The organism is Actinomyces sp. ICM58, assembly GCF_000283035.1.
Taxonomy (GTDB): domain Bacteria; phylum Actinomycetota; class Actinomycetes; order Actinomycetales; family Actinomycetaceae; genus Pauljensenia.
In genome coordinates this window covers 1-2,491 of record NZ_ALIY01000227.1, presented here as the reverse complement: position 1 = coordinate 2,491, position 2,491 = coordinate 1, and the positions used below count along the sequence as shown (strand labels likewise).

3 protein-coding genes are annotated in these 2,491 nt (G+C 60.8%); all 3 read left to right on the top strand.

What is annotated here, in order from left to right; all coding sequences use genetic code 11:
• Nucleotides 1–202 precede the first annotated feature (202 nt).
• The 3 genes from HMPREF1138_RS10070 (at nt 203) to HMPREF1138_RS10955 (ending at nt 2,379) form a co-directional block, all read left to right on the top strand.
• Nucleotides 203–505 (top strand): hypothetical protein, encoded by a 303-nt coding sequence (locus tag HMPREF1138_RS10070; RefSeq protein ID WP_009059484.1) that lies wholly within the window; start codon nt 203–205, stop codon nt 503–505.
• A gap of 15 nt (nt 506–520) precedes the next feature.
• Entirely contained in the window at nt 521–1,873 is a 1,353-nt protein-coding gene (locus tag HMPREF1138_RS10530) for a C2 family cysteine protease (protein ID WP_009059487.1), read from the top strand.
• A 173-nt stretch (nt 1,874–2,046) separates the two neighbouring features.
• Nucleotides 2,047–2,379 (top strand): hypothetical protein, encoded by a 333-nt coding sequence (locus HMPREF1138_RS10955; protein ID WP_155887171.1) that lies wholly within the window; start codon nt 2,047–2,049, stop codon nt 2,377–2,379.
• Nucleotides 2,380–2,491: the final 112 nt, after the last annotated feature.

The window sequence follows — 2,491 nt, the reverse complement described above, 5'->3', positions numbered from 1 at the left end:
GCGTAGACGTCCGCGGCCAGTGGAAGCACCTCGTCGTCCACGCGACCACGGGCCCAATCGGTAAATACCGAACAGCACGTCCAGCAGTATGCGTGCGGACCCCCTGCTATTGCCGAGGCTCCAACCTGAGCTTGAAAGCGACTCGCACCGCGTGATAGCCTTCCCGAACTCAGCGACAACGGCACGCGATGATAGGGAGATTATGTCCACGGACCTTCAGATCAACCCTGACGACATCACGAAGGCTGCGAACGACCTGGACGCAATTGGCGAGGCCACCGACGGCATCCAAACGCCACCGACTCCCAGCCCCAGCGCACTCGGAGGCCTAGCCATGAGCGCTGGGAATGCCCGATTTGTGCGAGGCGTGGATGTTCGACGCGAACGCATCCGGCAATGGCACGCCATGACCTCAGAAGCACTCAATGACACGAGTCGACACAGCGTCGATCAGGACGCCGCCTGGGCGTCGGCGTTTACACGCGACATCGCAATCCCCCTGTGACAGCAAGGACCCCCAATGACTAACTTTGTGTCGTGGATCAACGATGTGCCCGGTCAGTCAGGAGCGATTTTTGCTACGGCGGCCGCCTGGAAGCAGGTAGGACAGCAGATCGCTTCAGCCGCCGACGATATTCACGCCGTTGATGAGGCGCTCTCCTCATGGGTCGGATTCGCGAGGGCCAGCTTTCATCGGTCATCTAAGCGCACCTATCACAGGTATCTGAACCTGGGAGAGGGCATCATCGACGGCGCTTCCGTCCTCGAGAAGCAAGGCTGGACAGTAGACTCAGGGCAGCGCTATATCGAACAGCTCCGCTACCACGCCGAGAAACTTGACCAAGAGTTCGCCAAGACCCCTGCCGCACTCCGGCCCCTCGTCTACCAGGAGCTGTGCGTGCAGGCAGCTGCCCTCGCCTTCGCCGCCTACGCTAAGATTATCGAGGTCAAACAGGCGACCGAGCAGCACGGCCAGGAACTCGCTCAGACGTTCCACGATGAACCCATCACTGTCGATCAGTCCGGAAATCCAACCGAGACCGGTCAGCGCGCGCATTTCACTGACACGCAGATTGACCAGATCAATGCCGATCTTAACGACCTACTCAACGGTTCCTTCGACTTCTCAGGAATGAAGCAAGGCAATATCGGTGATTGCTACTACCTCTCCTCACTGATGGGACTTGCTCAATCACCCGAGGGACAGGAACTCCTCGCGTCACTGATCGAACCCCACTACGATGCGTCTAAGACACACGTTGACGGCTACTACGTCACCATCTTTAACGATCCCGCCGATCCAACCCGCTCTGGCACACAACGGGTCCTCGTCCACGACTACTACCTCAATGGCGTCACGCAGAACGGCCAAGTCACGGTCTATTCGCTCATGGAAGCAGCCTATGGGCAAGCTCATGGCGGAGGTGCGAACGACTCAGGACAACCGCATTACGGCATGTCCGGAGGCTGGAGCGAAAAGGCTCTCCACACGCTGACACAGCACACCGGATACACCCTTCGTTCCGATGAGGGATCACCTGATTACACGCCCAGCGAGCGCGCCCGCATCCAAGCGGCAAGTAGCCAGCACCTCCCCATCATCGCTGAATCAGCCACGAGCCTCGAACAGTACGACAACCAGCGAATGGCGACGGTAACCGTGACCACGAGCAACGGAACGACCGCTGACATCAGGCTCTACCAGTCACACGCGTATACCGTTACCGCTTCCGACGAGAACGGTATCACCCTGTGCAATCCGCACGGGACGAATCCCGGAACACAGGGGGAAAGCCAACCCGCCACCTTTACAATGTCGTGGGAGGATTACGAACGGTACTTTGGTGCCACCACAATTGGCCGAACATCATGAAGCATTATCTGCCCATCGTAGCGGCATTCGCCCTTGCCAGCTGCACCCCGGTTGTTCCTACCCCGACTCCAACGGCCAGCCCTACCACGGCCTCGCCAACGCCCACCGCCACGGGAACGGCATCCCCTCTTCCCACACCCGCACCCACACTCACGCCCACGAAGGATAGAACCATGGCACCATGCGCAGGAGAAGTAGTATCGGTCGACGAAGTCGCAGTTTTCCGGCCGCACCCGGATAAGCCGGAGCCTTCCTACGTGTGGACCGGGTTTCGCATCGTAGACGGCGTCATGACCGCAACCGTCGTCGGAGGCTACGACGCGACGGAGTACCCGGACGGCTACGTGAACGCCGTCGATGTCACCGTCGGAGAAACACTGGAGCTGCCGCACGCGGGCAGGGCCACCCTCCTCGACGTGATGCCTGCCAGCGGTCCGGGAGCACACGGCACCGTCACCTTCTGCTGGGAGCCTTCCCCGGAACTCCTGTCGACTCCGTCGGCGTGACGTCGGGGCGTCGTCTCACCCCACTCACGCCCATCGCCTGGGCGGCAACGGCGCTCACTGCCCCACCGGAGCCGCGCCGAAGCCCGCGATGAAGAGCTCACGCGCGCGGTCG

What these genes read in the sequence shown, in the direction of transcription:
- HMPREF1138_RS10955 (WP_155887171.1), top strand. Translation starts at nt 2,047, where the DNA reads ATGGCACCATGCGCAGGAGAAGTAGTATCGGTCGACGAAGTCGCAGTT.
- HMPREF1138_RS10070 (WP_009059484.1), top strand. Translation starts at nt 203, where the DNA reads ATGTCCACGGACCTTCAGATCAACCCTGACGACATCACGAAGGCTGCG.
- HMPREF1138_RS10530 (WP_009059487.1), top strand. Translation starts at nt 521, where the DNA reads ATGACTAACTTTGTGTCGTGGATCAACGATGTGCCCGGTCAGTCAGGA.